At 35.3% G+C, this 24835-nt stretch carries 29 protein-coding genes; 21 read left to right on the top strand and 8 right to left on the bottom strand.

Features of this window, described 5'->3' with window-relative positions; genetic code table 11:
• Positions 1 to 171: 171 nt before the first annotated feature.
• A complete protein-coding gene (locus tag ACYFX0_RS04400; RefSeq protein WP_000697469.1) occupies positions 172 to 399 on the top strand; it encodes a hypothetical protein in 228 nt (75 codons plus the stop codon).
• A gap of 1 nt (position 400) precedes the next feature.
• Here the strand turns inward: ACYFX0_RS04400 and ACYFX0_RS04395 are convergent, their stop codons facing one another.
• On the bottom strand, positions 401 to 793 hold the full coding sequence (locus ACYFX0_RS04395; protein WP_001163296.1) for a DUF1885 family protein: 393 nt from the start codon (positions 791 to 793) through the stop codon (positions 401 to 403).
• Between the two features lie 130 nt (positions 794 to 923).
• On the opposite strand from ACYFX0_RS04395, the gene ACYFX0_RS04390 reads away from it, so the two are divergent.
• The 4 genes from ACYFX0_RS04390 (at position 924) to ACYFX0_RS04375 (ending at position 1905) form a co-directional block, all read left to right on the top strand.
• Positions 924 to 1220: a DUF3055 domain-containing protein gene (locus tag ACYFX0_RS04390; RefSeq protein ID WP_106081586.1), complete on the top strand. Its 297-nt coding sequence runs from the start codon at positions 924 to 926 to the stop codon at positions 1218 to 1220.
• A gap of 195 nt (positions 1221 to 1415) precedes the next feature.
• Positions 1416 to 1544: a GapA-binding peptide SR1P gene (locus ACYFX0_RS04385; RefSeq protein WP_000536778.1), complete on the top strand. Its 129-nt coding sequence runs from the start codon at positions 1416 to 1418 to the stop codon at positions 1542 to 1544.
• A 59-nt stretch (positions 1545 to 1603) separates the two neighbouring features.
• On the top strand, positions 1604 to 1732 hold the full coding sequence (locus ACYFX0_RS04380) for a GapA-binding peptide SR1P (RefSeq protein ID WP_000536807.1): 129 nt from the start codon (positions 1604 to 1606) through the stop codon (positions 1730 to 1732).
• Positions 1733 to 1776: 44 nt separating this feature from the next.
• Entirely contained in the window at positions 1777 to 1905 is a 129-nt protein-coding gene (locus ACYFX0_RS04375; RefSeq protein WP_000536796.1) for a GapA-binding peptide SR1P, read from the top strand.
• Between the two features lie 36 nt (positions 1906 to 1941).
• Here ACYFX0_RS04375 and ACYFX0_RS04370 read toward each other — a convergent pair whose 3' ends face one another.
• Together ACYFX0_RS04370 and speA are read right to left on the bottom strand one after the other, a co-directional pair.
• Positions 1942 to 2772 carry a protein-glutamine gamma-glutamyltransferase gene (locus ACYFX0_RS04370; protein ID WP_460269930.1) on the bottom strand — a complete coding sequence of 277 codons (831 nt, stop codon included), beginning with the start codon at positions 2770 to 2772 and terminating at the stop codon, positions 1942 to 1944.
• A gap of 75 nt (positions 2773 to 2847) precedes the next feature.
• Entirely contained in the window at positions 2848 to 4320 is a 1473-nt protein-coding gene (gene speA / locus ACYFX0_RS04365) for an arginine decarboxylase (protein WP_142398770.1), read from the bottom strand.
• Positions 4321 to 4688: 368 nt separating this feature from the next.
• On the opposite strand from speA, the gene ACYFX0_RS04360 reads away from it, so the two are divergent.
• Positions 4689 to 4958, top strand: a complete 270-nt coding sequence (locus tag ACYFX0_RS04360; protein ID WP_000456553.1) for a UPF0223 family protein — start codon at positions 4689 to 4691, stop codon at positions 4956 to 4958.
• 80 nt (positions 4959 to 5038) lie between these two features.
• On the opposite strand, the gene ACYFX0_RS04355 is transcribed toward ACYFX0_RS04360, so the two are convergent.
• The gene (locus ACYFX0_RS04355) at positions 5039 to 5665 is read right to left on the bottom strand and encodes a YktB family protein (RefSeq protein WP_000155316.1); all 627 of its coding nucleotides are present in this window, start codon (positions 5663 to 5665) and stop codon (positions 5039 to 5041) included.
• A gap of 205 nt (positions 5666 to 5870) precedes the next feature.
• Between ACYFX0_RS04355 and ACYFX0_RS04350 the strand changes: the two genes are divergently transcribed.
• Complete coding sequence (locus ACYFX0_RS04350; protein WP_001250164.1) at positions 5871 to 6059, top strand: hypothetical protein; 189 nt, start codon at positions 5871 to 5873, stop codon at positions 6057 to 6059.
• A gap of 88 nt (positions 6060 to 6147) precedes the next feature.
• Complete coding sequence (locus tag ACYFX0_RS04345; RefSeq protein ID WP_086396388.1) at positions 6148 to 6951, top strand: inositol monophosphatase family protein; 804 nt, start codon at positions 6148 to 6150, stop codon at positions 6949 to 6951.
• Positions 6952 to 6983: 32 nt separating this feature from the next.
• On the opposite strand, the gene ACYFX0_RS04340 is transcribed toward ACYFX0_RS04345, so the two are convergent.
• Positions 6984 to 7163 carry a DUF5325 family protein gene (locus tag ACYFX0_RS04340; RefSeq protein WP_000400123.1) on the bottom strand — a complete coding sequence of 60 codons (180 nt, stop codon included), beginning with the start codon at positions 7161 to 7163 and terminating at the stop codon, positions 6984 to 6986.
• Between the two features lie 140 nt (positions 7164 to 7303).
• Here ACYFX0_RS04340 and typA point away from each other — a divergent pair, with 140 nt between their 5' ends.
• The 3 genes from typA (at position 7304) to ACYFX0_RS04325 (ending at position 9901) form a co-directional block, all read left to right on the top strand.
• The gene (typA, locus tag ACYFX0_RS04335; RefSeq protein WP_000914761.1) at positions 7304 to 9148 is read left to right on the top strand and encodes a translational GTPase TypA; all 1845 of its coding nucleotides are present in this window, start codon (positions 7304 to 7306) and stop codon (positions 9146 to 9148) included.
• Positions 9149 to 9305: 157 nt separating this feature from the next.
• Entirely contained in the window at positions 9306 to 9608 is a 303-nt protein-coding gene (locus ACYFX0_RS04330; RefSeq protein WP_000893662.1) for a YlaH-like family protein, read from the top strand.
• A gap of 17 nt (positions 9609 to 9625) precedes the next feature.
• Positions 9626 to 9901, top strand: a complete 276-nt coding sequence (locus tag ACYFX0_RS04325; RefSeq protein WP_001258140.1) for a hypothetical protein — start codon at positions 9626 to 9628, stop codon at positions 9899 to 9901.
• A gap of 35 nt (positions 9902 to 9936) precedes the next feature.
• Here the strand turns inward: ACYFX0_RS04325 and ACYFX0_RS04320 are convergent, their stop codons facing one another.
• Complete coding sequence (locus ACYFX0_RS04320) at positions 9937 to 10137, bottom strand: YlaI family protein (RefSeq protein WP_002082250.1); 201 nt, start codon at positions 10135 to 10137, stop codon at positions 9937 to 9939.
• Between the two features lie 145 nt (positions 10138 to 10282).
• Between ACYFX0_RS04320 and ACYFX0_RS04315 the strand changes: the two genes are divergently transcribed.
• Both ACYFX0_RS04315 and ACYFX0_RS04310 read left to right on the top strand, forming a co-directional pair.
• A complete protein-coding gene (locus ACYFX0_RS04315; RefSeq protein WP_000024600.1) occupies positions 10283 to 10738 on the top strand; it encodes a pyridoxamine 5'-phosphate oxidase family protein in 456 nt (151 codons plus the stop codon).
• A 246-nt stretch (positions 10739 to 10984) separates the two neighbouring features.
• The gene (locus tag ACYFX0_RS04310) at positions 10985 to 12313 is read left to right on the top strand and encodes a PhoH family protein (protein WP_000358083.1); all 1329 of its coding nucleotides are present in this window, start codon (positions 10985 to 10987) and stop codon (positions 12311 to 12313) included.
• Between the two features lie 31 nt (positions 12314 to 12344).
• Here the strand turns inward: ACYFX0_RS04310 and ACYFX0_RS04305 are convergent, their stop codons facing one another.
• A complete protein-coding gene (locus ACYFX0_RS04305) occupies positions 12345 to 12842 on the bottom strand; it encodes a hypothetical protein (RefSeq protein WP_098816923.1) in 498 nt (165 codons plus the stop codon).
• Between the two features lie 155 nt (positions 12843 to 12997).
• Between ACYFX0_RS04305 and ACYFX0_RS04300 the strand changes: the two genes are divergently transcribed.
• The 3 genes from ACYFX0_RS04300 (at position 12998) to pyc (ending at position 18369) form a co-directional block, all read left to right on the top strand.
• Positions 12998 to 13285 carry an Fpa/YlaN family protein gene (locus tag ACYFX0_RS04300; RefSeq protein WP_000135694.1) on the top strand — a complete coding sequence of 96 codons (288 nt, stop codon included), beginning with the start codon at positions 12998 to 13000 and terminating at the stop codon, positions 13283 to 13285.
• Between the two features lie 125 nt (positions 13286 to 13410).
• Complete coding sequence (locus ACYFX0_RS04295; RefSeq protein ID WP_106081589.1) at positions 13411 to 14589, top strand: FtsW/RodA/SpoVE family cell cycle protein; 1179 nt, start codon at positions 13411 to 13413, stop codon at positions 14587 to 14589.
• A gap of 333 nt (positions 14590 to 14922) precedes the next feature.
• A complete protein-coding gene (pyc, locus tag ACYFX0_RS04290) occupies positions 14923 to 18369 on the top strand; it encodes a pyruvate carboxylase (RefSeq protein ID WP_000164058.1) in 3447 nt (1148 codons plus the stop codon).
• A gap of 86 nt (positions 18370 to 18455) precedes the next feature.
• On the opposite strand, the gene ctaA is transcribed toward pyc, so the two are convergent.
• Positions 18456 to 19391: a heme A synthase gene (ctaA, locus tag ACYFX0_RS04285; RefSeq protein WP_001188745.1), complete on the bottom strand. Its 936-nt coding sequence runs from the start codon at positions 19389 to 19391 to the stop codon at positions 18456 to 18458.
• Positions 19392 to 19888: 497 nt separating this feature from the next.
• Between ctaA and ctaB the strand changes: the two genes are divergently transcribed.
• The 5 genes from ctaB to ctaF all read left to right on the top strand — a co-directional run bounded on the left by ctaB (position 19889) and on the right by ctaF (position 24810).
• Complete coding sequence (gene ctaB / locus ACYFX0_RS04280; protein ID WP_001015060.1) at positions 19889 to 20812, top strand: protoheme IX farnesyltransferase; 924 nt, start codon at positions 19889 to 19891, stop codon at positions 20810 to 20812.
• Between the two features lie 93 nt (positions 20813 to 20905).
• Entirely contained in the window at positions 20906 to 21955 is a 1050-nt protein-coding gene (gene coxB, locus ACYFX0_RS04275; RefSeq protein ID WP_000745273.1) for a cytochrome c oxidase subunit II, read from the top strand.
• Between the two features lie 60 nt (positions 21956 to 22015).
• Positions 22016 to 23851 carry a cytochrome c oxidase subunit I gene (gene ctaD / locus ACYFX0_RS04270; RefSeq protein WP_153577875.1) on the top strand — a complete coding sequence of 612 codons (1836 nt, stop codon included), beginning with the start codon at positions 22016 to 22018 and terminating at the stop codon, positions 23849 to 23851.
• A complete protein-coding gene (gene ctaE / locus ACYFX0_RS04265) occupies positions 23851 to 24474 on the top strand; it encodes a cytochrome c oxidase subunit III (protein ID WP_000557861.1) in 624 nt (207 codons plus the stop codon). The genes ctaD and ctaE overlap by 1 nt, the downstream gene beginning before the upstream one ends.
• Before the next feature lie 3 nt (positions 24475 to 24477).
• Positions 24478 to 24810 (top strand): cytochrome c oxidase subunit IVB, encoded by a 333-nt coding sequence (ctaF, locus tag ACYFX0_RS04260; RefSeq protein ID WP_000985703.1) that lies wholly within the window; start codon positions 24478 to 24480, stop codon positions 24808 to 24810.
• The last annotated feature ends 25 nt before the right edge of the window (positions 24811 to 24835 follow it).

The raw sequence follows: 24835 nt of genomic DNA, 5'->3' as shown, positions 1-24835 counted from the left end.
AATGACTTGCAAGGTCTTTAAACGTACTTGTCGAATGAATATATAATACTTTAACAAATGATTTAGGCGTAACTTACTTCAAAGGTAATATATATCATCCTATAATATGTAATTGATTCAAACTTAACCCCATATATTAATAAAATAGAGCATGTCAAAGGAGAAGGTTCCATGAAAATATTACATGTTATATTTTATCATTTACTACTATGGAGTGGCTTTTCCACTGTATTAACATTATCGAATGGTGATAAGTTTCATTATAAAGTTATTCTTTTTTTCGTATTCCTGTATTTAGCCTATGTAATAGCATATTTTGTATTACACGTAAGAAAGCAAGCTTTATTTCTTACATGTTCGAATTGTATACTATTTTTAATCATATTATCTATTTTTTAAATTAACGTTTATAAAAATACATTGTTCTTCCATTAAATAATTGTAACTCTCCTTCTAATTTCTTCGCTAAAAAACGGCAAAATTCATTCGCTTTCCCTTTGTCACCATATGTTGCATTAGGTGGTAAAGAAACTTGGATGAAAGATTGTTTATTTTCTATACCAACACCAATATAAATTGAGTCATACCGGTCGTGATTGGATTGAAGTTTTAATGTTGTTGTAGATGTATCTAAAATTTCATAAGGAAAAGCGGTATTTGTATACGGGTAATTAATTTGGGCCCCAGTTTTAGAAGTAACTGTTTTATAATAATGAAAAAGTTGTTTTATATCATCTATTGAAACAGATTGTTGATTGGATTTAGGTACAAGCGTAATAAAGGCATGTTGCATATAAGTTCCCCCTAACTTAGTAGAATACTATCATTCTACATCCTACTGAATTTTTTGACAATTAAAAGGAGTATTACATGTTTTGTTTAATATACTAGTAATGAAACGTGATGTAGAAAGGTGGAAACCAATGTTTGAAAAATTGTATGATGAGCATGAAAGTGTGAAGGTACGATTTTTAGGGTTTATGACACATGATACACGTTATGATTTTGGTGTTATTTATACAAATATGTTTTTTGGAAAACCGCTCATTGTTTGTATGCAAACAGGAAGGTCTACTTTACTCGGACGAGATGATGTAGAGAATGTTCAATATATACAGGAGATTTTTAAATTAGGATCAGAAGAGGAAGCGAAGGAGTTAGCTGAGTTTTTCAAATTTCTAGTTCCGTCAACTTCTTTACATGCGGAATATGAAGAATAATTAATGTGAAACAGTCGTACTTATAAATATGGCTGTTTTTTATTTGAATATCGCATACTAATTAAAATTTAAAATATTTAATGTGTTATACTAAAAACCTATTGACGTAAAAAGTATAACATATTAAAATAAAGACAGAAAGTTAAGCGGTTACAAAAAAGTTTTTGGGATTATAAACTTAGGGGGAAATGAAAAATGGGAACAATCGTATGTCAAGATTGTGAAGGTACAATTGCACACTTCGAAGATGAGAAAGTAACGGTACTTTACGGGAAATGTGGATCTTGCGGATGTGATCACACAGAGCATACAAAAGCCCAATAATTGATAGGAAATGGACAGCTAAAAGTTTTTAGGACCATAAACTTAGGGGGAAATGAAAAATGGGAACAATCGTATGCCAAGTATGTGAAGGAACAATCGGACATTTTGAAGATGAGAAAACGACAGTACTTTACGGAAAATGTGGAACAAATTGTGACTGTGTTAGAAAAGATAATGCGAAAGCTTAATGATAAATAAATAGATTACTATTAAAACTCAGGGGGAAATGAAAATGGGAACAATCGTATGCCAAGTATGTGAAGGAACAATTGGACATTTTGAAGATGAAAAATCAACAGTACTATACGGGAAATGTGGATCTCATTGCGAATGTGACCATAAAGAACATACAAAAGCTTAATAATAAGAAAAAGCGCCTACATGTGTAGGCGCTTTTTTAATAAATTGTAGTTGTATGGCCAACTGTTGCAACGATTGCATCATCTCTAATTGGAATAAAGCTTATGGATGTCTGTGGTGTACTAGAAGAAGCGTATTGGCTCATTATACGGCTATCGATACGGGTAATAGTATCGGTCAAGAAAGCTGAAATAAAAGCGTAAGGGACTCGTCGTTCATTTAATGAATAAATAATTTCTTCTTTTGTTTTTACACCTACGCCATGTCCGTAAAAAAAGAAATTTCCTAAATAGATTGTGTTTTCTCCTTGCCACTCAATCGTAGCTGGATTCACTTGTGGGTTTTTAAAGTAAACGAGGTCACCTGGAACAAGGTCGCCACCGTTTTTTGTTATGAGCCTTAGATCTTGATCGTAGTCCCATGTATAAAGTAAAAGGTTTGCAAATAGACGATTGAAAGTTTCTTCCTCATACAATGATAATAAAGCTTTATAAAAAATAATGATCATAGCGGTTGCGCATTCAGTTCCATATAGTTTTCCGTTTTTGAAAATATCTTGTATGGCAATAGAAGGTGGTATGTTTGGAAGAAGCTCGAATCCTCCAAGGGATGTTCTTTTCCAATACTGGGGGTTGCAAAAAGATTGTTGAAATGTGCGAAATTGAAATCCACTTTGAAAAAGTTCTAGTGCAGAGATAATAATATTAACTCGTAAATTGAGATCAAAGCTGAGTTCATCAGCTGTTCGGAAGGAATAAACTTCTTGATTTCCTGCCATTATTGATAAAATTTGTTGTTTCTCTGCTACAAATGGCTCATATTCATTTGTAATATAAGGATGTACAATAGAACGGCCTATTACAATCATAATAGTATCCCCACCTATACGTTACATTCTTTAGTATCGTATGAAGAATAGGAAAAAAGGTGAAAAAAAAGCCTATCAACTGATAGGCTTGTACTCTTTAATAACACGTAATGTTTGTAATGTCATATCTTCAGGACCTTGTACAGGTAAACCTGCTTCTAAGTTTTTACGAATATACTCTAAGTTTTCTTGTGTAATAATTTCCCCCGGAGTAAAGATTGGAATCCCTGGCGGATAAACCATAACAAAATCAGCTATAATACGACCCGCTGCATTTTCAAATGGAATGACTTCTGTTTCCGAATAAAAAGCATCTCGAGGAGAAAGTGCTAGCACTGGAATTTCTGGAATCTCTACTTGTACTTGAACACCTTTATCTGCCCTATTTCTAAATGTTGCTGCTAAATCTTGTAATGCTGTAATAAGTGTATTTGTATCACTTTCTGTATCTCCCAAAGTGATAAGACATAGTATGTTGTATAGATCTGAGAGTTCTACTTCAATGTTATATTTCTCTCTAAGCCATACTTCAGCTTGGTGGCCGGTAATACCTAAATCTTTTACAGATACAATTATCTTTGTAGGATCATAGTTAAAGGTAGCATCTGTACCTAACATTTCTTTTCCAGGACAGTAAAGATGCTCAATAGAATTTATAGCATCACGAACATGTTCAGCTAATTGTATTGTTTGTTCTATGAGTGCTGTTCCTTCTGTAGCAAGACGTTTTCTCGCAACATCAAGTGATGCTAACAAGATGTAAGAAGTTGATGTAGTTGTAAGCATGCTAATAATAGATTGGACATGTTTTACATTCACCAAGCCTTCTTTCACATTAAGAATAGAACTTTGAGTTAAAGAGCCTCCTAATTTGTGAACACTTGTTGCTGCCATGTCTGCACCAGCTTGCATCGCTGACATCGGCAATTCATCGTGAAAATGAATATGAACACCATGAGCCTCGTCGACTAGTACAGGGATGTCATAAGAATGTGCTAATTGTACAATCTGTTCTAAGTCTGCAGCAAACCCAAAGTACGTTGGATTAATAACAAGTAAGCCCTTTGCATCTGAGTGCTCTTCAAGTGCTTTTTTGACAGATTGAATTGTGATTCCATGAGAAATACCGAGCTTCGGATCGATTTCAGGATGCATGAAAATCGGTTTTGCACCTGAGAAAATAATAGCTGACATTACTGATTTATGCACGTTTCGTGGTACTAGGATTTTGTCACCAGGACCGCAAACGCTCATCACCATTGTCATAATAGCGCCACTTGTACCTTGAATAGAAAAGAAAGTATGATCTGCACCGAATGCAGCGGCTGCTAAATCCTGTGCTTCTTTAATCATACCTTTTGGATGATGTAAATCATCGAGTGGCGCAATATTAATTAAGTCAATTGCTAATGCATTATGCCCAATAAATTCGCGAAATGTAGGATCCATGCCCTGTCCTTTTTTATGACCAGGAATATGGAATTGAATTGGATTTCGCTTACTGTGCTCAACTAAAGCGGTAAACAATGGTGTTTCGTATTGGGACAATCTATACACCCCTTCTTCTTCATAATATTTAGTATAATTTGTTTTATATAATCCTGCTCTAAAAAAGGTAAGTCTTTTTTTAGAATGAGGCTTGTTTTTCTGCCATTCAAAAAATCGTTTTTGAGATGGTAGCTTCACTTTATTTTCTATAAAACAAAAGCATTATATCACCAATAATTATAGATGTATAGAAAAAAATGTTTTTAAGGTGAGTATGTTTAATAGTTAGCCTCAACTAATGAATAGAGGAAGACAATTCCATTAAAATGAATAAATAGTGTATAATGCAGAGTGGCTATAATGAATAATAAAATATTCTCTTTAAGATAGCATAATGAAACAAGAAGAAATGATAAATGAGGTGCGAAATGGAATATCAATATCCGTTAGATTATGATTGGTCAAATGAGGAAATGGTTACAATTGTGAAGTTTTATGAAGCGATTGAGAAAGCTTATGAAAAAGGAATTATAAGAGAAGAATTAATGGGTTTATATCGTCGTTTTAAAGAGATTGTTCCATCGAAAGCAGAAGAAAAGAAAATTGATAAAGAGTTTCAAGAAGTAAGTGGATACTCTATATATCGTGCTATTCAAAGGGCAAAGGAAGTTGAAGAACAAAAGGTTGTAAAAATATAAAAATATTTTGAAAAATAAAAACTGAAGTGATATAATGTGATAACAACTAAAAACGGACAATATAAATTGTCCGTTTTCTACTATCGATTACAAAGTGCATATAAAGGAAGGAGTGGTTGCATCGTAGATTCAATCTTAGCAAGGAATTGTTCGTTGGTCATTGCTGAAAACTCCTCTGGTGATATATGAATACCAACTAATAATTCTGCTTTTTTTACAGTAGCTAGTCGTTCAATCATCTTTTGTAAGTCTTCGGTTTCAAGTGTTTTATGTAATTTCACACTTGGTTTAGTATGGTCAATGGACCAAACGAAGTCATTTGGAATATTTGTTTTTAAATCATTTAAATGTTCTAAGAAGGCATGAGCCGTCTCAACTTTTTGTGGACACTCATAGATTAAACCAAAGTATATGAAGGCATGAGTACCCCATAAGCCGATTTGGAAATGCGGTAGCATTTTATATCCTCGTTTATTTGTTGAAAAAGCAACCCAAGTATCGTTTGGTGGATTGACTTTCCGTCGTGCGTGTTTTGCAACATGATAAAAAAAGTTCTCATCAGTGTGTTTGGATAAGTATTCTGCAAATTGTTCCCCTAAAGCTTCTAGCTTAGGATGAATGTTCGTTTTAATTGCACTCATTCGTTCTTCGAGACCATCAACTGTAAAGACATCAAAATCAGTTGACTTGAATGTTTGTATTGTCATGATTGTTCCTCCAACTCCTATTTTGCTTTTATTTTAGCATAGCTTGTACTATTCATAAAAAAAACAGCACAAAAAAATTAAAATAAAAAATATAATTTTGTTGCATAGATGATTTATCCAACATAGTATAGTATAAAACAAAAAATCAGAAAATTGAATTAATTCTAGTCCGAGGGCAGACGAATATTGGGAGGAGGCAAATAATATGAGACAGGTGATTAATGCGTTAAAGAGAACAGATGCCGAAAAGAGAATACCGGTGCTACGTTTGGAGCTAGATTATGAATTAGCAACTTTATATGATGCGATGATGGAAGATGATAAACAGAAAAAAGAAGAGTGTGTACAAAAGTTAGAAGTGTTAAGACTTGAAATGATTCGTTTAGAAGCGTAATAATAGTATATGTATAAAAAATTAGTTGGTGCGAACCTTATAAAGGGTTCGTTTTTTCTGTGAACAGTATAGATCGGAGTGTTTAAACATGCAAGAAGTATGGAAAGACATCGATGCACATGCCAAACGGTGGATTCGGGATGCAGGAGAGCATTTGATGGCATCAATGAAAAAAGCACTTATTATAGAAACAAAATCAAATGCAGCTGACTTAGTTACAAATATGGACCGAGAGATAGAACGGTTTTTAATTGGGAAAATTAAAGAAACATTCCCGAATCATAATATTTTAGGAGAAGAGGGTTATGGAGACGAGATAAAGTCTTCTGGCGGGGTTGTTTGGTTAATTGATCCAATTGACGGTACGATGAACTTTGTTCATCAAAAAAGAAATTTTGCGATTTCAATTGGTATTTATGAGAACGGTATCGGAAAGATTGGACTTATTTATGATCCAGTGCACGATGAACTATATCATGCAGTCAAGGGATCCGGAGCTTTTTGTAATGATATATCAATTCCTCCATTGGAAAAAGGAACTGTAGAGCAAGGTATTGTAGCTTTAAATGCGATATGGCTTACAGATAATCCATTGCTTAATATGGAAAGTATGATGGCACTTGTTAAGAAAGCAAGGGGCACGAGATCATATGGCTGTGCAGCACTAGAGATGATATACGTTGCAACAGGAAGAATAGATGCATATGTAACGCCGAGATTATCACCATGGGATTTTGGCGGAGGACAGATAATTGTAGAAGAAGTTGGAGGTAAGGTGACGACATTCTCTGGAGCGCCACTTTCTATCATAGAGAAGAGCAGTGTGTTAGTTGCAAAACCAGGAGTGTATGAAGAAGTGTTATCGTTTATATTAGAGCAACAAAAAAAGTAAGAGGCTGTGTATAAGCTTCTTACTTTTTAGCGTTATTGTGATTTGCGCATTTTTCTTTTTGTTACAAAACCGTACCCAACTGCAACAAATGTGCCGATAATGCAAATAATAATACCGATTGGACTATTTTCAGCAATCATAATGCCGATACCGATTAAGAAAATAACACCGATAATTGCGGTTAATAAAAAGCGATATTGAATGTGTTCCATTTCTTCACCCTCCAATCTCATTTTACTTTCACAAAAGTAAGAATACAACTATATTTTCATTCTTGCTTTTATTTTAATTGCTATTGTATCCCCTTCGCTCTTATAATAGAGAAGGATTAAAAAGACATTAGGAGTTGGACATGTTGAAAAAACGACAAGATTTACGTAATATAGCAATTATTGCCCACGTTGACCATGGTAAAACAACACTTGTTGACCAGTTATTACGTCAAGCGGGGACTTTCCGTGCGAACGAACACGTTGAAGAACGCGCAATGGATTCAAATGATCTAGAAAGAGAACGCGGTATTACAATTTTAGCGAAAAATACAGCGATTCACTATGAAGATAAAAGAATTAACATTTTAGATACACCAGGTCACGCTGACTTCGGTGGAGAAGTAGAACGTATCATGAAAATGGTTGATGGTGTTTTACTTGTTGTTGATGCATATGAAGGTTGTATGCCACAAACACGATTTGTTTTAAAGAAAGCTCTTGAGCAAAACTTAACTCCAATCGTAGTTGTAAACAAAATTGACCGTGACTTCGCTCGTCCTGATGAAGTAGTTGATGAAGTAATCGACTTATTCATTGAGCTTGGTGCAAACGAAGATCAATTAGAGTTCCCAGTTGTATTTGCATCAGCAATGAACGGAACAGCAAGCTTAGATTCAAACCCAGCAAATCAAGAAGAGAATATGAAATCATTATTCGATACAATTATCGAACATATTCCAGCACCGATTGATAACAGTGAAGAGCCACTTCAATTCCAAGTAGCACTTCTTGATTACAACGACTATGTTGGACGTATTGGAGTTGGACGCGTATTCCGCGGTACAATGAAGGTTGGACAACAAGTTGCTTTAATGAAAGTTGACGGAAGTGTAAAACAATTCCGCGTAACGAAATTATTCGGTTACATTGGATTAAAACGTCAAGAAATCGAAGAAGCAAAAGCTGGGGATTTAGTAGCCGTTTCTGGTATGGAAGACATTAACGTTGGTGAAACGGTATGTCCGGTTGAGCATGAAGATGCGTTACCATTACTACGTATTGATGAGCCAACACTACAAATGACGTTCCTTGTAAATAACAGCCCATTTGCAGGTCGTGAAGGTAAATACATTACATCTCGTAAAATTGAAGAGCGTCTTCGTTCACAATTAGAAACAGATGTAAGTTTACGTGTAGATAATACAGAGTCTCCTGATGCGTGGATCGTATCTGGACGTGGGGAACTACATTTATCTATCTTAATCGAAAACATGCGTCGTGAAGGTTATGAATTACAAGTATCTAAGCCAGAGGTAATCATTAAAGAAGTTGATGGCGTAAGATGTGAACCTGTAGAGCGCGTACAAATCGATGTACCTGAAGAATACACTGGTTCTATTATGGAATCTATGGGTGCACGTAAAGGTGAAATGTTAGATATGGTGAATAACGGAAACGGTCAAGTGCGCCTTACTTTCATGGTTCCAGCACGTGGTTTAATTGGTTACACAACAGAATTCTTAACATTAACTCGTGGTTACGGTATTTTAAACCATACATTCGATTGCTACCAACCAGTACACGCTGGACAAGTTGGTGGACGTCGCCAAGGTGTTCTAGTTTCACTTGAAACAGGAAAAGCATCACAATACGGTATTATGCAAGTTGAAGACCGTGGTGTAATCTTCGTTGAACCAGGTACAGAAGTATATGCTGGTATGATTGTTGGAGAACACACTCGTGAGAACGACTTAACAGTTAACGTTGTGAAAATGAAACAACAAACTAACATTCGTTCTGCGACGAAAGATCAAACTTCAACAATGAAGAAACCACGCCTAATGACTTTAGAAGAATCATTAGAGTACTTAAACGATGATGAGTTCTGTGAAGTAACTCCAGAATCAATTCGTCTGCGTAAAAAGATTCTTGATAAGAGTGAGCGCGAAAGAGCTGCTAAGAAAAAGAAATCTGTTGAAGCGTAAAAACAAAAAAACAACGACCTTTATAAAAGGTCGTTGTTTTTTATTTTGTTTATTTTTTAGAATATTTACTCTTTTTTGTGGACAGTATTTTTTTTGCGAGTTACTCTTGTATTAAGTGTATAAAGAAAATTGTATTTTACTGCTAGGGGGGAAGAGTGTGTTAGAAAGGATGTCTTTTTTTGCAAAATTGTGTAAGGTAGATGAAAATCCAGAGTTAGGAATGTGGTTACTTTATGGGACGATTATTATATTAAGTGCTCTCGTCTATAATTTAGGGTTTGCTAGAAAGTTGTCTGTACTTAAAAATATTGTGATATACATATCATTAGCAATTGGATGTACAGTATTAACCTTTTTTGCTGTATTTTTACCCGTTGGAGAAGGACTTGTTGTAGCAGCGATTGTACTTGGGATTTATAGATTACGTTTGCGTCAAGCGAAACAACAAAAAGCAGGATGAGGAAGGGGGGAGTTTTTATGCGTTCAGTACAAGATGCACTATATAATTGGTTAACAATTAAAACAGTTGCTGAAGCACGTCCAGATGATAGTGCTGCAAAAGAAACGTATTTGTTATTTCAAAATATGATATATGAAGAACATAAATTAAAAAATGTGGAAGTCGAAAAGAACGAGGAGATGTATTTAATTACATACGAAATGAATGGGGAAAGGAAATCTGCAAGGTTTCCGCTAGAAGCCATTGATTGTTTTTTGGATCAGATGAATCGTGAACCAGAAAAATATAAATAAGTCCTTATCTATATGAGTAAGGACTTATTTACATTTTACCAATCGTCTTCGATTTTTTTATCACGATATAATCGGAAATTACCACTTGCATGACGTTCCATTGTACGCTCTGCAATTCGTTCCGAACATTCCATGCACATATATGTATGAATAGGGCGATTACGCAGTTTTTTTGCCATAGGATTTTCATCATCTAACATATCTTTTTTATCACAAATCATACATTTGACTCTCATTTCGTCACCTCAATACGAATTCTATCAGTATAAGTATATCATGGAAGTATAATGTTTTTGAATAATAGTGGGAAAAAATAATATTTTCGCAATTCAAAAAATAAGTTATGATAAGGATATACCAAGTATGTTTGGAGGTGAAAATATGGCGAATGTAGTAGAGCCTACCTTAACAGAGGGTTTAGTACAAACGTTGCGTAAAGAGTGTATTGTTATGATAGCAACGACAGATTTCGAAAAACAAGTTCCTAACGTAAGTGCTATTTCTTGGGTGTATGCAGTGAGTAAAACTAGTATTCGATTTGCAGTAGATCAACGTTCACGTATTGTGGAAAATATACGGCATAATACAGGTGTGGTATTGACTATAATGGCGAATGAATCCGTATTTTCCATAAGTGGTGCAGGTGAAATTTTGACAGATAGAATGGAAGGCATTTCTTTAAAATTAACTGTAATAGAAGTAAATGTGCAAGAAGTGCGTGATGTTATGTTTTATGGAGCGAAACTTGCAATTGAACCAACATATGAAAAAACATATGATCTTCGGGCAGCGAAAAAGCTGGATAACGAAGTGCTAGTAGGGATAAGAGAATTATAAAGATGCTAAATAAGAAATTCGTTTATTCACTTTTGTAATCGGTTATTGTGATTTAACGTTAATAATTATAATAAAAGGTAATATATTGAATAGAAATGAATAAAGAATAAATAAAAGGTTTAATGACTATGATTTTCGATTCTACCTCGTTTACACGGTACATATAATTATAACAATGGTTCGTCCATATTTTATGGATGAAACCCTTGTTCTACAAATTTAAAAGTGGAGTCAGGGGGTAACAGGTTGGATAAAATTTATGTGTTAGATACGAATGTACTTTTGCAGGATCCTTTATCTATTTTTTCATTTGAAACCAATGAAGTAGTGATTCCAGCAGTTGTATTAGAAGAGGTTGATTCGAAAAAACGTTATATGGATGAAGTAGGACGAAACGCTCGTTATGTATCTAAGTTAATAGATAAATTTCGTGAAATAGGAAAGCTGCATGAAAGTATCCCGCTAGAAAACGGCGGAACATTTCGTATTGAATTGAACCATCGTTCATTTGTGCAACTACAAGATATTTTTGTAGAAAAAACAAATGATAATCGAATTTTAGCTGTAGCAAAAAATCTATCTTTAGAAGAACAGGAAAAAGAGGACGGGAAGTCTGTTATTTTAGTAAGTAAAGATGTACTCGTAAGGGTAAAAGCTGATGCAATTGGTTTGAAGGCTGAAGATTATTTAAGTGATCGCGTAATTGAAGTAGAAAATATATATTCTGGCTTTTTAGAAGGATATATATCAAAAGAACAATTGGATTATTTTTATGAGAAAGGTGAATTGCCTCTATCTGAAATTGCGAATCATCCTTTTTATCCAAATCAATTTGTAGTAATGAAAGATGCATTGGGGGGCTCTAGTTCTGCGCTTGGCATCGTGGATCACTTAGGTAAGAAGGTAAAGAAACTTATTTTTCACAATGAACAAGTGTGGGGGATACGACCACGAAACGTGCAGCAAATCATGGGATTAGAATTGTTGCTTCGTGAAGATATTCCGCTTGTAACGTTAACAGGGAAAGCCGGCACAGGAAAAACGTTACTTGCATTAGCTTCGGGACTTATGCAAACAGAAGACTTAGGGTTATATAAAAAATTACTCGTTGCAAGACCAATTGTCCCAGTCGGAAAAGATATCGGTTATTTACCAGGAGAAAAAGAAGAAAAGTTAAGACCATGGATGCAGCCAATTTTTGATAACCTAGAGTATTTATTTAATACGAAAAAGCCAGGAGAGTTAGATGCTATTTTAGCTGGAATGGGTTCAATTGAAGTAGAAGCCCTTACTTATATACGCGGGAGAAGTATTCCAGATCAGTTCATTATCATTGACGAAGCACAAAATTTAACAAAGCATGAAGTGAAAACGATACTAACTAGGGTAGGGGAAAAGAGTAAGATTGTATTGATGGGAGATCCTCAGCAAATTGATCACCCATACTTAGATGAATATAATAATGGCTTAACGTATGTTGTAGAGAAGTTTAAAGAACAGCGCATTAGTGGTCATGTGAAGTTTGTTAAAGGGGAGCGATCTAATTTAGCTCAACTAGCAGCAGATTTATTGTAAAAAGGAGTGAGCTTAAGCTCACTCCTTTTCTTTAAATAATTGTAAATTTACGGATGTTCCGGATTGGATTTTGTCGATTAGATCCATCATTGAAATAGAGATGAACAGGTCCGTCTTCTTTTAATGGTTTTCCTTCTTTTGAAAAGCCTAGTATAGCATTTTTGACAGTTTCTAATGGAAGTGTCATTGTATGATCTACCGTTTCAATTTCAACTTGCGTAGCGCCCTCTAAAATTTCAGCGTTAGCAAGGAATGGATGAAATGGTATACCAAATGTTCCAGTAATCAGCTGTTCTTTTTTATATTTCTTCACACTTTGTTGTATTGGAGGAAAAGCGGCACCATCACGGATTTCGCGATCCCAATGTTCTGAAGTGTTTTTTAAATAAGTTTCTAGTTCAGACGTGTTTTCTCTAGTTTCATCAAAGTAAGTTGTCAAATCTACTTTTCGATCATCAAAGATCCAAACAGTTGGATCAATAGTGATTGGAAAACGTACTTTTCCGTTAATAAATAAAATTTCGCTCATTGTTCTTCCCCCATTTGTGTTATACTCCCACTTTTCAGTATAATAGTATTAGACACTGTTGTCACAAAAAATGTTTCTATTGCAATTTATGAAAACTATCGCTAATATTAATAGATAGGATAGAGGAGAGTAGGACGGAAACGGAGGGAATCAATTTGGCGTCTGAGACAGTAGCAAATCATCAGGAAAAGGCACTAGCCCTTCTACAAGCGGATGCAGAGAAGATTTTAAGACTTATTAAGGTGCAAATGGACCATCTTACAATGCCGCAATGTCCATTATATGAAGAAGTGTTAGACACACAAATGTTTGGACTATCCCGCGAGGTCGATTTTGCAGTTCGCCTTGGTCTTATTGCAGAAGAACAAGGGAAAGCAATGTTAGGTGAGCTCGAACGTGAGTTATCTGCACTTCATGAAGCGTTTACAAACAAACAACAATAACGGGTTCAAATAAGGGGGCTCAAACTAAATTAGTTTGAGCTTTTTATTTGTATAATAAAGCAGGAAGAATCAATGTACATATGGAATACAACAATAATTAAATTGAAACAGAAAGAGGAAATGAAATGAAAAAAGTATGGAAATCAACGGATTATTCATTGGTACTTCCTCTTGTTATCTTATGTGTGCTGGGAGTTATAATGGTATATAGTTCTAGTTCCATTGTTGCGATTTCGAGATTTGATAAACCAGCAAATTTCTTTTTTAAAAGACAATTAATTACTTTAGTTGTTGGGACAATAGTATTAATAATTATTGCTACTATCCCATATAAAGTTTGGAGAAAACGAATTTTTTTGTTGGGGAGTTACGGTGCTAGTGTTGCCTTATTAGCTGCAGCTGCTTTTTTCACTAAGAAAGTAAACGGTGCAAACGGGTGGATATTTGGGATACAGCCTGCAGAATTTGTTAAGATAACAGTTATTCTCGTCTTAGCTCATTTCTTTGCCAAAAGACAAGAAACGAATACACCTGTTTCCAAAGGGTCAGGTCCAGTACTTATTGGTGTTGGTATAATCATGTTTTTAATATTAAAGCAAAATGATTTAGGTACTGATTTGTTAATTGCAGGAACAGTAGGAATTATGTTTCTTTGTTCGGGAGTACAGGTTAACTTATGGATTAAACGAATTGCTTTAACTTCTATAGTATGGATTCCAGCACTATATCTGCTTGGTAATTATGCATTAAATCCATATCAAAAGGCACGTTTTTCTGTTTTCCTTGATCCGTTTAATGATCCTCAAAAGGATGGATTTCAATTAGTGAATTCATTTATTGGAATCGCTTCTGGAGGGCTTAATGGTAGAGGATTAGGGAATAGTGTACAAAAATATGGTTATTTACCAGAACCGCAAACGGATTTTATAATGGCAATTATATCTGAAGAACTTGGTTTTATAGGTGTAGCTATCATTTTAATCTGTTTATTACTAATTATTATTCGGTCATTTAGAGTTGCACAAAAGTGTACAGATCCATTTGGAAGTTTAATAGCTATCGGAATTGCAAGCTTGTTTGGAGTTCAAACGTTTATTAATGTTGGTGGTATGTCTGGGGTAATACCACTTACCGGAGTACCATTACCGTTTGTCAGTTACGGTGGTAGTTCTTTATTAGCTAATCTACTTGCGATGGGGATACTACTCAATATTGCTAGTCACGTGAAACGACAAGAGAAACAACAGAATGGATTAATGAAAGAAAAAGAACAAAATGGACCACATCTTGTAGTTGTAAAATAAAAAACACATTGTGCTTTAGAGCATAATGTGTTTTTTATTTTTAAGTAGTTTTAAATGTGATGTATTAATATATATTTCAGTTAAAAAATATATCACATTAAGTTTAATGTGATATACAATTAAGTTGTTAGAAAAGGAAGAGGTATGCTATACTATTTTTGTGAAACAAATTGCACAGAAAACTTATCATTTGTTAAAAAATAAGGTATGATGGATAAAAATAAAGTGAAGCTTTCTAAGTATAATATAATGTGGAAAGTGAAGAACTTCACGCTTTTTAAGGTGTGTATATATTTTATCTCTAGAGTGGTAGGAAAGTAGAGGGGGAAAATCATGACAAAGCTGCAACGTATTCAAAAAGTATTGGTAGCTAACCGTGGAGAGATTGCAATTCGTGTGTTTCGAGCTTGTTCGGAACTAGGATTAAAAACAGTTGCAATCTATTCTAAAGAGGATAGTGGTTCTTATCATCGCTATAAAGCCGATGAGTCCTATTTAGTTGGGGAAGGAAAAAAACCAATTGATGCTTATCTAGATATTGAAGGCATTATTGAGATTGCAAAAAGTAATCATGTAGATGCAATCCACCCTGGATATGGTTTCTTGTCAGAAAATATTCAATTCGCGAAACGTTGCGAAGAAGAAGGAATTATCTTTATCGGTCCGAAAAGTAAGCATTTAGATATGTTTGGAGATAAAGTGAAAGCAAGAACACAAGCGCAGCTAGCACAAATTCCAGTTATACCTGGTAGTGATGGTCCAGTAGATTCATTAGAAGAAGTCGAAAAATTTGCTGAAAAGTATGATTACCCGATTATTATTAAAGCGTCCCTTGGTGGTGGCGGTCGTGGTATGCGTATTGTGCGTACTAGTGAGGAATTAGGAGAATCATATAATCGAGCGAAATCAGAAGCGAAAGCAGCCTTTGGTAATGATGAAGTTTACGTCGAAAAATTCGTTGAAAAACCTAAACATATAGAAGTACAAATTTTAGCAGATGAAGAAGGCAATGTTGTTCATTTATACGAGCGTGACTGTTCTGTACAACGTCGTCATCAAAAAGTTGTAGAAATAGCACCGAGTGTATCACTTTCAGATGATTTGCGTCAGCGTATTTGTGATGCTGCTGTGAAGTTAACGAAAAATGTAAACTATTTAAATGCAGGAACAGTAGAATTCCTTGTAAAAGATGATGAGTTTTACTTCATTGAAGTAAATCCACGTGTTCAAGTAGAACATACGATTACAGAAATGATTACAGGAGTAGATATCGTTCAATCACAAATTTTAATAGCTGATGGACATTCATTACATAGCAAAATGGTAGGTGTGCCGAAGCAAGAGGAAGTAGTTGTGCATGGATTTGCAATTCAATCTCGTGTAACAACTGAAGATCCGCTAAATAATTTTATGCCGGATACAGGAAAAATTATGGCGTATCGATCAGGCGGTGGTTTTGGTGTGCGTCTTGATACAGGAAATAGCTTCCAAGGTGCAGTTATTACACCGTACTACGATTCTTTACTTGTAAAAGTTACAACTTGGGCACTTACTTTTGAGCAAGCAGCTGCAAAAATGGAACGTAACTTAAAAGAATTCCGTATTCGTGGTATTAAAACAAATATTCCATTCCTAGAGAATGTAGTAAAACATAAAAACTTTTTATCAGGAGAATATGATACTTCGTTTATTGATGTGTCACCTGAACTATTCTTGTTCCCGAAACGTAAAGACCGCGGAACGAAAATGTTAAATTATATTGGTTCAGTAACAGTAAATGGCTTCCCAGGAGTAGGGAAAAAAGAGAAACCAATTTTTCCAGATGCTCGTATACCGAATGTATTACACTCAGAGCCAATCCAAAATGGCACGAAACAAATTTTGGATGAGCGTGGAGCGGACGGATTAGTAAAGTGGGTACAGGATCAAAAACGTGTACTTTTGACGGATACAACATTCCGTGATGCACATCAGTCATTACTTGCAACTCGTATTCGTACAAAAGATTTACATCAAATTGCAGAGCCAACAGCGAGAATGTTACCGAACCTATTCTCAGCGGAAATGTGGGGCGGTGCAACGTTTGATGTTGCGTATCGTTTCTTAAAAGAAGATCCATGGGAACGATTACTAGATCTTCGTGAAAAAATGCCGAACGTGTTATTCCAAATGTTACTTCGTTCTTCAAACGCAGTTGGATACAAAAACTATCCAGATAATTTAATCCAAAAATTTGTAGAATGTTCTGCTCAAGCTGGCATTGATGTATTCCGTATTTTTGATAGTTTAAACTGGGTAGAAGGCATGAGAGTTGCAATTGATGCTGTACGAGATACTGGTAAAATTGCAGAAGCAACAATGTGCTACACAGGAGATATTCATGATCCATTACGTAGTAAATATGATTTGAATTATTATAAAAACTTAGCAAAAGAGTTGGAAGCATCGGGAGCTCACATTTTAGGTATTAAAGATATGGCTGGCTTACTAAAACCAAACGCAGCATATGATTTAGTTTCAGCATTAAAAGAGACGGTATCAATTCCGATTCACCTGCATACGCACGATACGAGTGGAAATGGTATATTAACGTATACGAAGGCAATTGAAGCAGGTGTTGATATTGTCGATGTAGCGGTGAGTTCTATGGCTGGTCAAACGTCACAACCGAGTGCGAACACATTATTCTATGCACTAGGTGGAAATGAAAGACAACCAGATGTTAATATCGATTCTTTAGAAAAGCTATCTCATTATTGGGAAGATGTACGCAAATACTATGCACCGTTTGAAAGTGGTATGAATGCACCTCACACAGAGGTATATATGCATGAAATGCCAGGTGGACAGTATAGTAATCTTCAACAACAAGCGAAGGCGGTTGGTTTAGGAGATCGCTTTGATGAAGTGAAAGTAATGTACCGTCGTGTGAATGACATGTTTGGAGATATTGTAAAAGTAACACCGTCATCAAAAGTTGTTGGCGATATGGCATTATTTATGGTTCAAAACCACCTGACAGAACAAGATGTTTTAGAGCGTGGACATGCGTTGGACTTCCCGGGATCTGTTGTTGAAATGTTCTCTGGTGATTTAGGTCAACCGTACGGTGGTTTCCCGAAAGAATTGCAAAAGATTATTTTAAAAGGGAAAGAGCCGTTAACAGTAAGACCAGGTGAACTACTAGAGCCAGTAGATTTCGACGCGTTAAAAGAAGAATTATTCCATAAACTTGGACGCGAAGTAACAATTTTTGATGTAGTTGCATATGCATTATATCCAAAAGTATTTATGGACTATGAAAAAGTGGCTGAGCTTTATGGAAATGTATCTGTACTTGATACACCGACGTTCTTCTATGGTATGAGACTAGGTGAAGAAATTGATGTGGAAATTGAACAAGGTAAGACATTGATGGTTAAACTTGTATCAATTGGAGAACCACAGCCGGATGGAAATCGTGTCCTTTACTTGGAATTTAATGGTCAACCACGTGAAATTGTCGTGAAAGACGAGAATGTGAAAGCAACAGTTGCACAACGTGTGAAAGGAAACCGTGAAAATCCAAATCACATTAGTGCAACAATGCCAGGAACGGTAATTAAAGTAGTTGTAAAAGAAGGCGATGAAGTGAAAAAAGGCGATTCTATGGCAATTACAGAGGCAATGAAAATGGAAACAACAGTTCAAGCGCCGTTTAATGGTAAAGTGAAAAAAGTATATGTTAACGATGGTGATGCAATTCAAACGGGTGATTTACTTATTGAATTAGATCACTAAAATAAAGAAAAGAGCTGTGTAAATACAGCTCTTTTCTTTATTGCAAAAAATCCCTTGCCTAATTGGCAAGGGATTTTAGTTTTAAATTATTTTGTTTGTTTAGAAGTTGATCCGGCTTCTTTTGCATTCACTTTACTTCTTGTTCCTAACATAACTAAATAGCATAGTACGGCAAACAAGCAAGAAATGAATAGAGAATGTAACAATGCCATCGCTAAACTAGCGTTTGTAAATACAACTAAAACTCCTACTACAGCTTGAAGTGTAACAAGGATAAATGAAATGATCCATCCCCAATATACTACAGGTTGCTGCTTGTAATGGCGAATAGCGAGAATCATCGCGTATAGTATCCAAGCGAAAATTAACATCGCTGCAACTCTATGGCCCATTTGAACCCATTCATGTAGTTGAGTTGGCATAGGTCTGTTTTTGCTACATAAAGGAAAATCTGGACAAGCTAAGCTAGCTCGTTCGTGACGTACTAAAGCACCTGTGTAGACGACGATATAACTGTAAATTGTTACACCATAAATATGAAATTTCATTTTTTTGTCCATAATAAGTGAACGTGCATCAAATTTTTGGTCAATTTCAAAGATAAGACACGTTAATAAAATGACAGAAGCAAATGAAATTAAGGAAATACCGAAATGGATAGCAAGTACAGCTGGCATTTGTCCCCAAACAACTGCTGCTGCTCCCATTAATGCTTGTGCAACTAAAAATACGAAGGATAAAATTGCTAACGTTTTTGTTTCACGCACATGTTTATAATATTTCCAGGACAAAATACAAAGGAGAGTGACAAGAATTCCAGCTGATCCTGATGTTAATCGGTGGCTAAGTTCAATAATAGTTTCCATTGATAAATTAGATGGAACAAATTCACCGTTACAAAGTGGCCATGATTTACCACAACCTTGACCAGAACCTGTTTTTGTAACTAAAGCGCCTCCTAATAAAACTATTAATAAATCAAGGCTTGTAATGACTGCTAACCATTTAATAAAGCGTTGCAATCTCTTTCACCATCTTTCTGCTATGAAGTTATTGCGAAATATTTTCATTCCATTATGTATAGAATAAAACGCGCTAGTTCCTATGATATATAAAAAATAATAAAATAGCAAAGAAATGGAGGGGGAAGACAAGGGAGAGAAAATAGGTGTGAAAACAGGATTCGTAAGGAAAAATTTAGGTGAAAAATAGGCTATTTTGAAAAGAAATGGGGAGAATACGTGTTAAATAGGAGAAAATAGTTTATTATAGAATGTAACATCATGTTATGATAAGGACAACTCAGAATGAAGTTTTTTATATTCGACACAAAAAGTTCATGTTTTCTTCACAAAATGTTCGGGAAATATGATTTAATATATTGGAGTATGGGCGTAGATTAGTAGTAGAATGGGTTAACAATGTTTCTACTGTAATAATATTGCTATATAGAAGCGAATTATTTCATTTGAAATAGGCGCAAAAAGAAAGATGAAAGTTTTAAGAGGGGGTTAGAGTGATGAACCATGCAACAAGTGAGCTGCATGATGAGTCCGCTGTTACAAGTGTACCGGAAACAACTCGGTTACAAGATTTATCAGCACTCGTTAAAATGGGGATTGTAAACTCAAATACACTTACTGTATTTACAGGATTTTGGTTGGCGTTACACTTTAATGGATTAAGTGTGATGGACAATCTGGATAAGCTATTTTTTACAATCGTTGGTTCTGGATTAATTATGGCGGGGGTATGTTGTTTAAATAACTACATCGATAGAGACATCGATCCGTTAATGGAGAGAACAAAGACTCGTCCAACGGTTACTGGAAAGTATAAACCAGGATTTGCACTTACATTTGGACTAGTTATATTACTTCTTGGATTTGTATTCTTATTATTAACAACACCAATGGCAGTTTTAATGGGATTTATTGGTGCTTTCACATATGTTGTCCTATATACTTTATGGACAAAGAGAAAGTATACACTAAATACTGTTGTAGGTAGTATATCTGGAGCAGTTCCACCTTTAATTGGATGGGCAGCAATCGATCCATCTTTAGGTCATCCAATTGCTTGGATGTTATTTTTAATTATGTTTATTTGGCAAATCCCACATTTCCTTGCATTAGCGATGAAACGTGTTGATGAATATCGAAATGCAGGAATTCCAATGCTTCCTGTAGTTCATGGATTTGAAATTACGAAACGCCAAATTATGATTTGGACAGTATGTTTATTACCACTACCATTTTATATGAGTGGACTAGGGATAACATTTATGGTAATTGCAACACTGCTTAACATCGGATGGATCGCTTTAGGATTTTATGGCTTCCGTAAGAAAGATGACATAAAATGGTCCGTGCAAATGTTTGTTTATTCCCTAAATTATTTAACAATCTTATTTGTATCAATGATTGTAGTTACATTCTTCTAAGACAACGACATAATTGGATTTCTTTACGTTGAGATTTACTTTACTTAACTATAAAGTACAATCTAATTCACAAGGAAAGTGGGGGTTGTTTGTATGAAGAAACAGTGGCGACTGCTTTCGTTCGTTTCACTGCTGGCTTTACTGTTAGGGGGATGCGGTAAAGCCTTTCAATCTACTTTAATTCCGCAAGGAGAAGTAGCAAAAATGCAATATGATTTACTTCTACTGGCGAGTGCAATCATGGTAGGAGTAGTACTAGTAGTTACTATTATTTTCTTGTATGTAATTGTGCGTTTCCGACAAAAGAAAGGTCAGGAAGATTATATTCCAGAGCAAGTTGAAGGAAATCACAAGCTAGAAATTATATGGACAGTTATTCCGATTATTCTTTTACTAATCTTAGCTGTTCCAACGGTTACATATACATTCAAACTTGCTGATGTAAGTGCGATGGAGAAAAAGAATATTGATAAAGATACTATCGTTGTTGATGTAACAGCGAATCTTTATTGGTGGGAATTTTCTTACAAATCAGAAAAGATAGTAACTTCGCAAGATTTAGTCATCCCCACAGGTAAGAAAGTGTATTTAAATTTGAAGGGTGCCGATATTAAACACTCATTTTGGGTTCCATCTTTAGCTGGGAAAATGGATACAAATACAGACAATGTGAACAAAATGTGGTTAAAGGCAGATAAATCGGGCACTTATAATGGTTTTTGTACAGAATTTTGCGGCCCATCACATTCTTTAATGCAATTTAAAGTGAAAGCTTTAGATGAAAGCGAGTACAAAAATTGGCTTGCTGATATGAAGAAGATTGATGGGAAGAAAGAAGTAGCTTCAACAAAGGCGCAAGAGGGCCAAGAAATATTTAATAAAAGCTGTATTGGTTGTCACGCAGTTGGATCTAATGATAGTAGACCACCTTCCGCTCGTATCGCACCAAACTTAGCAAACTTTGCGGATCGCGATATGGTTGCCGGTATTGCCGAAAACAATGAAGAAAACTTAAAAAAATGGCTGAAAGATCCTGAAAATATGAAGCCAGGAAACAAAATGACTGGCAAATATGGCAACTTAACGGATGATCAAATTGATGCATTAAATGCATACTTACAAACGTTAAAAGTTGAAAAGTAAAGAGGGATTATTCGCGAAGGGGAGGTTGAAAACGTGAGTTCTGTAGCAAAAAAACAGGGGATGGGTGCTGTCATATGGGATTATTTAACGACAGTAGACCATAAAAAGATTGCCATTCTCTATTTAATTGCAGGTGGATTGTTTTTTGTAATAGGCGGAATAGAAGCTCTATTTATTCGCCTTCAATTAGCGATTCCTAACAACGCTTTTCTTGTTGGGGATGCTTATAATCAAGTATTGACGATGCACGGTACAACAATGATTTTCCTCGCAGCTATGCCACTCGTGTTTGCATTTATGAACGCCGCTGTACCACTTCAAATTGGTGCACGTGATGTAGCGTTCCCGTTTTTGAATTCACTCGGATTTTGGTTATTTTTCTTTGGTGGAGTATTTTTAAATTTAAGTTGGTTTTTAGGTGGAGCACCTGATGCAGGATGGACATCTTATGCATCTTTAGCTTTAGCCTCTAAGGGTCATGGTGTTGATTTCTATGTACTCGGTTTGCAAATCTCAGGTATTGGTACATTAATTGGAGGTATTAACTTCCTTGTAACCATTATTAATATGCGTGCGCCAGGAATGACGTATATGCGTATGCCGATGTTTACATGGACGACATTTGTAACATCTTCGCTTATATTATTCGCTTTTCCACCGTTAACTGTAGGATTAGGACTTTTAATGTTAGATCGTTTATTTGGAACAAGTTTCTTTAATCCAGCATTGGGCGGGAATACAATTATATGGGAGCATTTATTCTGGATTTTCGGTCATCCAGAAGTATACATTCTTATACTCCCAGCTTTCGGAATATTCTCAGAAATATTCGCGACATTTTCGAAAAAACGATTGTTTGGTTATTCATCGATGGTGTTTGCGACTGTATTAATTGGATTTTTAGGATTTATGGTATGGGCCCATCATATGTTTACTGTTGGACTTGGTCCAGTTGCTAATGCTATTTTCTCAGTTGCAACAATGGCGATTGCGGTTCCGACTGGTATCAAAATATTCAACTGGCTCTTTACAATGTGGGGCGGAAGTATTCGTTTTACGACACCAATGATGTGGGCAGTAGCTTTCATTCCATCATTCGTAATGGGTGGAGTTACAGGGGTTATGCTAGCATCTGCACCAGCTGATTATCAATTTCATGATAACTATTTCGTAGTAGCACATTTTCATTATGTAATCGTTGGCGGTGTTGTATTTGGTTTACTTGCAGGAGCTCATTATTATTGGCCACTGATGTTTAATAAAGTATTAAATGAAACATTAGGAAAGATAACGTTTTGGCTATTCTTTATTGGTTTCCATTTAACGTTCTTTATTCAGCATTTCCTTGGCTTGATTGGTATGCCACGCCGTTACTACACATATCTTGAAGGGCAAGGGTTGGAAATGGGGAATATGATTAGTTCTATTGGAGCGGTGTTTATGGCTCTTGGGACTATTGTTCTTCTATTCAATGTAATTAAAACGACAGTATCAAAAGAAAAAGCTGGTCGTGATCCGTGGGATGCACGTACATTAGAATGGACAATGCCAGCACCGACACCAGAATATAACTTTAAACAATTACCATTTGTTCGCGGATTAGATCCGTTTTGGATTGAAAAACGTGAAGGTAATAAAGAGATGACAGCAGCGGAACCAGTTGGTGATATTCATATGCCAAATCCTTCGTTTTCACCATTTGTCATTTCTTTTGGATTGTTTATAGCGGCATTTGGTGCAATGTATATGCAGGGTGGAAAAGATAAGTTCTGGTTATTGGTAGCAATTATTGGTTTAATCATTACATTTGGCGCAATGTTCCTACGTTCAGTAATCGATGATCATGGATATCATATTCATAAAGAAGATTTAGATGATAAGGGGGGCAAGGCATAATGCATGTAGATGAAAAATTAACGAATGAAACATTTCCAGCAGAGCCTGAAAAAGCAACCCTTGAAGGGAAAAATAAGTTTGTCGGTTTTTGGTTATTTCTTGGAGGCGAAACAGTATTGTTCGCTTCCTTATTTGGCACATATTTAGCGTTAAAGAATTCTACAAATGGTGGACCAACATCTCAAGAGATGTTCCAAATGCCACTCGTTTTCATTATGACGATGCTTTTATTAACGAGTAGCTTAACGAGTGTATATGCGATGTATCACATGAAAAACTTTAACTTTAAGAAAATGCAACTTTGGTTACTAGTAACTGTATTGCTAGGTTTAGGGTTTTTAGGGTTTGAGATATATGAGTTTTATCATTATACACATGAATTTAAGCATACTATGAGAAGTAGTGCGTTTGGCTCTGCGTTTTATGCTCTTGTTGGTACACATGGACTCCACGTATTGTTTGGGTTATGTTGGATTTTAACATTAATCTTTAGAAATGCGAAGAGAGGTCTAAATTTATACAATGCACCAAAGTTTTATGTTGCATCGATTTATTGGCACTTTATTGACGTAGTTTGGGTGTTTATTTTCACTGTAGTATATTTAATGGGAATGGTGGGATAAACAATGGCGATAAAGCAAACGAATAATCCTAAAGTTGATCTTGTTTATCGGAAGAGAAAAAGTGCGGAGGAAATGAAGCATCAAGTTATTACGTTTGCATTAATGATTTTTTTAACATTAGTTGCATTTGTAGCAGTGGCGTATCCAAAAACTTTTAGTCCGACTTTCTCTGTTCCATTTATTTTACTATTAGCAGTGGTACAAGTAATTTTTCAATTGTATTATTTTATGCATATGAGTCATAAAGGACATGAAGCAGCAAGTTTCTTTCTATACTCTGGTCTGCTAATAGGGTTAATTACAATTTTAGCATTTATGACAATCGTCTGGATTTGAAAAGTGAAAAATAAGGGAGCTTGTG

It is taken from the genome of Bacillus sp. NEAU-Y102, from assembly GCF_054788175.1.
Note: the sequence above shows the minus strand (reverse complement) of the source record. Positions and strands in the feature narration are given on the sequence as shown.